4 protein-coding genes are annotated in these 6578 nt (G+C 71.5%); 1 reads left to right on the forward strand and 3 read right to left on the reverse strand.

The genetic code is table 11. The annotated features are described in order from the left end of the window. Positions 1-184: 184 nt before the first annotated feature. The 3 genes from ACFYP5_RS38535 to ACFYP5_RS38545 all read right to left on the reverse strand — a co-directional run bounded on the left by ACFYP5_RS38535 (position 185) and on the right by ACFYP5_RS38545 (position 2291). Positions 185-337, reverse strand: coding sequence for a hypothetical protein (locus tag ACFYP5_RS38535; RefSeq protein WP_389044702.1), 153 nt, complete (start codon positions 335-337; stop codon positions 185-187). A 70-nt stretch (positions 338-407) separates the two neighbouring features. Further along, positions 408-917, reverse strand: a complete 510-nt coding sequence (locus tag ACFYP5_RS38540; protein WP_389044704.1) for a hypothetical protein — start codon at positions 915-917, stop codon at positions 408-410. Positions 918-1523: 606 nt separating this feature from the next. Further along, on the reverse strand, positions 1524-2291 hold the full coding sequence (locus tag ACFYP5_RS38545) for a thioesterase II family protein (RefSeq protein WP_389044706.1): 768 nt from the start codon (positions 2289-2291) through the stop codon (positions 1524-1526). A 184-nt stretch (positions 2292-2475) separates the two neighbouring features. Here ACFYP5_RS38545 and ACFYP5_RS38550 point away from each other — a divergent pair. Beyond that, positions 2476-6578 (forward strand): beta-ketoacyl synthase N-terminal-like domain-containing protein (locus tag ACFYP5_RS38550; protein ID WP_389044708.1); only part of this gene is annotated, 4103 nt, incomplete at its 3' end.

The following is a 6578-nucleotide window of genomic DNA, read 5'->3' on the forward strand; positions in this document are numbered from 1 at the left end:
TGGTGCGGCCGCATAACTGGCCCCCGCCACACACCCACGCCCCTCTACTCCCCCACCACGCGCCCTTCCGTGGGGGGGGGGGGGGGGGCCGCCCCCCGCCCCCCCCCCCCCCCGGGGGGGGGGGGCGCCCCCCCCGCGCCCCCCCCCCCCCCCCCCCCCCCACGACCGGAGGCACCCTTGAGCGTCATGAGGCCTGCGCGGTCTCCGATCCGCTGCCTGCTTCGGGTTTGAGCAGGGCGAGTTGGCGCCGGGCGGGCATGCCGCCGATGCCGGGTAGCAACGCCACGACGATGGCGGAGTGATCGCCGGAGAGCGGGATCCCCTGAGTCCGGGCCACCTGACGGCCACGTGTCGCGGCAGCTCAAAACCAAGATCACCGGAACTGGCTGCGCGCTCTGCCCTCCGCGCTACAGGAGGCAGATGTCCGGCAGCAGTGGTAGGTGGAGGTCGATCACGCCGTCACACGTGTCCGGCTTCTGGGGCGCTGACGGCTTCGGCGTGGGAGGTGGCGGCGTAGTGGTGGGGGAAGCGCCCGGGCCGGGTGTGGTGGTCCCTGGCGTGCCGGGTGCCGTCGTCCGGTCCGGGGCCGGGGTGCCTCCGGTGGGCGGTTCGGTCCGGCCCTCGCCGCCGGAGGCTGGCGCGCTGCTGGTCCCAGGAGTGGGCTCCCCCTCGATGGGGGACACCGATCCGGGGCCGGAGAACGCACGCGCGTTGCTGTCGTCATGGGTGGCGCCTGTGTCGACTCCCTCTTCGGCGGGGCTGTGCTCCGTATCTTGACCCTCCCCCTTCTTGTCCTGGCGGGGGTCCGGGACGGCGCCCGAGGCAGTGGCGGGCGGCGCGGCGGTGGCTGTTTGGGGTGTGCTCCCGCCCGACGTCAGGGCGAGCGCGCCGACGATGGCGACGGTGGCGGCTGTCACCGTGATGGTGGCCGTGCGATGTCCCCTCCAGGCACACCGGGCTCGGTCACCGAAGGAGGCGAGAAGGGCGGCTGCACCGCCGCTGCGGCGGACCGGCCCCTCCGGATCGTCAGAGGCAGCTACAACGGGCGTTCGGCCGAGCGGCATTGCTGCAATTCTCTGTGCGGCTACCTTTGCGCGCAGCTGGGTGATGGTCTCTCGACTTCTCTGGTGCGCCCAGTGGAGGAGGAATACCGCCAGGGCGACGGCCCCCAGGATTCCGGCCAGTACAACATCCGCCACGGCTGCCCCCAAGACACTGAATTGTGACCTCGGGTACATGCTTGTTTTCCCAGGGTAACTTTTTTTGGGCATATTCGAATCCGTGACCCGACCGTGACGGAGGCACAGCGACCTGCGCGTCGAGCAGGCCAGAAGTACGGTCGTCCCTTGACGTCCCGGCGGAGCTGACGGCGTACGTGCACCGGGCGTCCACTGGGCGGGAACAGTCCACAAGAACAAGGACCCGCGCCCCACCCGGAGCATCACCGTCAACATGACCGATCCGGCGGCGCCGGTCGTCTACGAGGTGTCTGCGGCGACCCCTGACGGGGGACCGGGTGCGCCTCAACTCCGCATGCCCGACAGGCTGGTGCGGATGAGGTCCGTGACCGAGTCCCGGTGGTCGTTGAGAAAGAAGTGGCCTCCGGGAAAGGTCTTCAAGGCGAATTCACCGCGGGTGTGGTTCGCCCAGCCGGCTGCCTCCTGGGCGGAGACCCGGTCGTCGCTCTCCCCGGTGAGCACGGTGACCGGGCAGGAGACCACGTCATCCGCTCCGCCCCTGTGGGTCTCGATCGCCCGGTAGTCGCTGCGGAGCATCGGCAGCACCATGTCGAGGATCTCCTCGTCCTTCAGGAGTGAGGGGTCGGTGCCGCTGAGGGTCGTCAGTTCGGCGACGATGCCCGCGTCGTCGCGGGTGTGCACGAACTCGGCCCGGAAGTGGGAGGGGGGCCGGCGCCCCGAGAGGAAGAGGGCGACCGGAGACTTCCCGAGACGCTTCTCCATGCGTACGGCCAGCTCGAAGGCGAGCGTCGCTCCCATGCTGTGCCCGAACAGCGCCATCGGCTCGTCGGCCCACGGCGCGAGTACGTCGAAGATCGCGTCGGCCAGTTCCGGGATGCTGTCGATGCAGGCCTCGTTGCGGCGGTCCTGCCGCCCCGGGTACTGCACGGCGAAGGTGCTGATGTCCGGCGCCAGCGCCGCCGACATCGGGTGGTAGAAGGTCGCACTGCCGCCGGCGTGCGGGAGGCATATGAAACGGACGCTGTCTTCGGCGCTGTGAAAACGCCTCACCCAGGCGTCGTTGACCGATGGATGCCGGACGTTGGGATTCATGAGCGCCAGGCTCTCATCAGTTGCCCCGCCGGGGGAGAGGTCTGGGAGGTGCTAGGGGGGTGGTCAGGGGGTGGAGCGGACTCCGATCGCCGGACACTGATCAAAGGTAGTCGTGCGCTTGGCAAGGGTGCACATGCGTCCGGCATCTGCCAGGTGCTCCGCCGTACCGAGAGGTGTAAGTGACATGCTCCGAACCGAGCTGATCCGGCCGCTTCCCGAACTCCTGCGTGGGCACGCAGAGCGCTTCGCGGACAAGGTGGCCTTCCGTGACGCACAGCGGAGCGTGACCTATGCAGAACTGGAACTGCGCACGCGGAGGCTGGCGGGTCATCTGGCCGGTCTGCGGCTGCAACCGGGCGATCGCGCCGCCATTCTGCTGAGCAACAGCGTCGAGACGGTCGAGAGCTATCTGGCCATCACCCGGGCAGGCGCGGTCGGTGTGCCGCTCAACCCGCGGCTCACCGAAGCCGAACTGGCTTATCTCCTCGACGACAGCGGCGCCCGCGTCATCGTCACCGACCCGTCCAGGGTCGGACTGCTGGCCGGGCTGGTGAAGAACCGGCCACAACTGCGGGTGGTCGTCACGGGTGCGGCGGGGATACCGGCCGGCGCCCCCGCGGGCACCGTTTCGTTCGCCGCGCTCGCCGCGTCGGAGCCCAGCCTGCCGGCCAGGGACGACCTCGGGCTGGACGACGTGGCGTGGCTGCTCTACACCTCCGGGACCACCGGCAAGCCCAAGGGTGTGCTCTCGACACAGCGCAACTGCCTGTGGTCGGTCGCCGCCTGTTACGTCCCGGTGCCGGACCTGTCGCCCGAGGACCGGGTGGTGTGGCCGCTGCCACTCTTCCACTCCCTGTCACACATCGCGTGCGTGCTCGGAGTCACGGTCGTGGGCGCCTCGGCGCGCATCGTGGACGGCTTCTCCGCGGACGAGGTGCTCGCCGCCATGGAGGAGGAGAACGCGACCTTCCTCGCAGGTGTGCCGACCATGTACCACTACCTGGTCCGGGCAGCGCGGGAGCGGGGGTTCAGAGCCCCGGCGCTGCGGATGTGCCTGGTCGGAGGGGCGATCACGACGGCGGATCTGCGCCGCTCGTTCGAAGAGGTCTTCGGGGCTCCGCTGCTCGACGCGTACGGCAGTACCGAGACCTGCGGCTCGATCACCATCAACTGGCCCACCGGCGCCCGGGTCGAAGGTTCCTGCGGACTGCCGGTGCCCGGACTCGGCGTGCGGCTGGTGGACCCGGAGACGGGGCTGGACGTCCTGCCGGGAGAAGAGGGCGAGGTCTGGGTTCGCGGACCGAGCGTCATGCTCGGTTACCACAACCAGCCGGAGGCCACGGCCGCCGCCTTGAAGGACGGCTGGTACCACACCGGCGACCTGGCCCGGAAGGACGGTGAGGGCTACCTCACCATCACAGGCCGGATCAAGGAACTCATCATCCGCGGCGGGGAGAACATCCACCCCGGCGAGGTGGAGGAGGTCCTGCGCCGAGTGCCCGGAGTGGCCGACGTCGCCGTGGTCGGCAAGCCGCACGAATTGCTGGGCGAGGTCCCGGTGGCCTTCCTGGTGCCCGGCGAGAACGGCCTCGACCTGGAGCAGCTGTTCGCCACCTGCCGGGAGCAGCTGTCCTACTACAAGGTGCCCGAGGAGCTCTACGAGATCGAGCAGGTCCCGCGCACCGCCTCCGGCAAGATCACCCGTCACGTGCTGCTGCAGCAGCCGACCCGGCTCCGGGCGTCGAGCAGCGGCCGCTTCGAGTCGCTGTTCCGCCTCGACTGGACACCGCTGCCCTCGGTGCGCGCCCCCCGGGCGGAGCCCGGCCGGTGGGCGGTGGCCGGAGACACGGACGAACAAGGCCACGGCGCTGCCGACGGGCTGGCGGCGGCCGGCGTGACCGTGGACCGGTACGACGGGCTCGACGCGATACGAGCCGCAGTCGACGCCGGGGAGCCGGTGCCGGCGGTGACGGTCCTCGATCTCACGGCCGCCCCGGAGCCGTCCGAGGAGCACGGGCGCGCCGAGGCCGCCGCCCTGCGGGAGCTCTCCGGTCAGCTCGAACCATGGCTGTCCGACGCGCGCTTCACGGAAGCCCGGCTCGTGGTGCTGACCCGGCGCGCCGTGGCAGTGGGTTCGGCCGAGGACATCGTGGACCCCGTGAGGGCCCCGCTGTGGGGTTGGCTGCGTTCGGCGCAGGCCGAGTTCCCCGACGGGACCGGTCGACTGGTGCTCGCGGACATCGACGGCGATGCGGCGTCCGTGGCCGCGATGCCGGCGGCACTCTCGGCGGCCGAACCGCAGTTCGCCGTCCGCGGAGGTGTGGTGCTGCTGCCAGGGCTGACCCAGGTCTCCTCCGCCGCCGACCAGGAGCCGGAGCCCCTGCTCGACCCGCAGCGGACCGTCGTGGTGACCGACGCCTCGGGCCCGGCCGGCGCCGCCGTGGCCCGGCAGCTCGTCACCGGGCACGGCGCCCGCCGCCTGCTGCTCATCAGCCCGCACGGCCGCTCGGACCCGACCGCCGCTGCGCTCAAGGCCGAACTCACCCGCGCCGGGGCCAAGGTGGCCCTCGCGGCCTGCGACGTCACCGACGGCAAGGCCCTCGCGGCTGTGCTCGCCAAGCCCTCGCGCCCGCTGTCCGCCGTGGTCTACGCCCCCGCGGACACCGCGGACCTCGAGCAGGTCGCGGTCGGTGCCCACCGGTTGGACGAGCTCACCCAGGCCCTCCCTCACACCACCTTCGTCCTGATCTCCTCGGTCACCGGCGTGCTCGGCGCGGCCGGCCGGGGGGAGTGGGCAGCCCGGGCGGTCCTCCTCGACACCCTCGCCCGGCGCCGCCGCGCCGCCGGTCTGCCCGCGCTCTCCTTCGCGCTCGGCCCCTGGGGACAGGACGCCGCCGGAGGCGTGTCGGTGGGTGTCGGAGTGCTTCCGGTGCACGAGAGCCTGGCCCTGTTCGGTGCCGCACACGCGGCCGACGAGCCCTACCTCGCCGCGATGCGGCCCGACATCACGAACCTGCGGGCCGGGGCCGTGCCGGCGTTGCTCCGCGGCCTGATCGACGTGCCGGTCGCCACCGTCGCGGCGGACGAGGCCGAATCGTCGGCGCTGCGGGCCCAGTTGAGCGACCTGCACGCCTCCGAGCAGCAGCGGATCCTGCTCGACCTGGTGCTCGACGCCGTACGCGAGATGGCCGTCGGTCACGACGCCGGCCCCGACCGCACCTTCAAGGAACTCGGCTTCACCTCGGTCTCCGCGGTGGAACTCCGCAACCGGATCACGGCCGTGACCGGCTTCGGGCTGCCCGCCACCCTCGCTTTCGACTACCCCACACCGGTGGCTGTCGCCCGTTTCCTCCACTCCGCTCTGCTCGGCGGCGAACACGCGGAGGCGCCCGCCCCGGCGGATGCCCCCATCCTGTCGGACGAGCCGATCGCCATCGTCGCCATGGGCTGCCGGCTGCCCGGCGGGGTGGTCTCGCCGGAGGACCTGTGGAGGCTCGTCTCCGAGGGCCGGGACGCGATCTCCGCGTTCCCCGAGGACCGGGGCTGGGACCTGGAGGGGCTCTACGACCCGGATCCGGACCACTCCGGTACGTCGTACGTGCGTGAAGGCGGGTTCCTGCGGGACGCGGCGGAGTTCGATGCGGGCTTCTTCGGGATATCCCCGCGTGAGGCGCTGGCCATGGACCCGCAGCAGCGGCTGCTGCTGGAGACCTCCTGGGAGGTGTTCGAGCGGGCCGGGATCGCTCCGACTTCGCTGCGCGGCAGCAAGGTCGGAGTGTTCTCCGGCGTGATGCACCACGACTACGCCAGCAAGCTCGACAAGGTCCCGGACGGATCCGAGGGATACATCGGCATCGGCACGGCCGGCAGCGTCGCGTCCGGCCGGGTGTCGTACACCCTGGGCCTGGAGGGCCCGGCCATCACCGTCGACACGGCCTGCTCCTCCTCCCTGGTGGCGCTGCATCTGGCGGTGCAGGCACTGCGCAGTGGTGAGTGCTCGATGGCGCTCGCCGGCGGAGCGGCCCTGATGGCCACGCCCGGGGTGTTCGTGGAGTTCTCCCGGCAGCGCGGACTGGCCGAGGACGGCCGGATCAAGGCGTTCGCGGACGCCGCGGACGGCACGGCGTGGTCCGAGGGTGTGGCCGTCGTCCTCGTCGAGCGGTTGTCGGATGCGCGGCGGCTTGGGCATCCAGTGCTGGCGGTGGTGCGGGGTTCGGCGGTGAATCAGGACGGTGCGAGCAATGGTCTGACGGCGCCGAACGGTCCGTCGCAGCAGCGGGTGATTCG

The organism is Streptomyces sp. NPDC005262 (assembly GCF_042872425.1).
Classification (GTDB): Bacteria; Actinomycetota; Actinomycetes; order Streptomycetales; family Streptomycetaceae; genus Streptomyces.

Coding starts and splice junctions, on each gene's coding strand:
- ACFYP5_RS38545 (WP_389044706.1), bottom strand. CDS start 2,291: ATGAATCCCAACGTCCGGCATCCATCGGTCAACGACGCCTGGGTGAGG.